Below are 640 nucleotides of genomic sequence, written 5' to 3'. Positions count from 1 at the left end.
TGATAGTCAGAACTTCTTTCTTTCCTTCTGTGTTGATTCCCAGAATTACGTAAGCTGCGAGTTTTCGGATCACGCCATTGTCTCTTACGGAGTAGTGGATCGCATCGATGTAGAGAATGGGATATACTTCGTCCAGCGGTCGATTCTGCCAGTCTTCGATCTGTGGCAGGATCTTATCGGTCACATCAGAAATAAAGCTTTCTGATGTCTCAAACCCATAAATATCTTCAATGGTTTCAGAAATCTGCCGGGTAGTCATTCCTTTGGCATACATGGAAATGATCTTCTGATCAATATCAGAAATATCTTTCTGACGTTTTTTTACGACCTGTGGTTCAAATGTTGATTTACGATCCTGCGGCACTTCGATTTCCATGGAACCGTATCGGCTGTTGACTTGTTTGTGCTTATAACCATTGCGATAGTCATCATTATTTGAGCGTTCTGATTTTTCATAGCCGAGATGATCATCCATTTCTGCTTCCATCATTTCCTTAATGGTGCCGCCCAAGAGATCTTTAAGTGCGTCCTGAATATCTTCAGCAGACTGGATGTCATACTCTTCAAGGAGCTGATGGATAATATTTCGTTTTCCTTCTGTCATTTGTACTCGATGTACAGGTTTCTTTTGTCTTGCCAT

The 640-nt window shown here is 41.4% G+C and carries 1 protein-coding gene; it reads right to left on the bottom strand.

What is annotated here, in order from left to right:
- The coding region (locus GPK88_RS16080) for an IS256 family transposase (protein ID WP_215708043.1) at positions 1-640 on the bottom strand (640 nt) is incomplete at both ends.

The organism is Blautia sp. MCC269 (assembly GCF_018785655.1).
In the GTDB taxonomy this organism is placed as follows: Bacteria; Bacillota; Clostridia; order Lachnospirales; family Lachnospiraceae; genus Blautia_A.
Note: the sequence above shows the minus strand (reverse complement) of the source record. Positions and strands in the feature narration are given on the sequence as shown.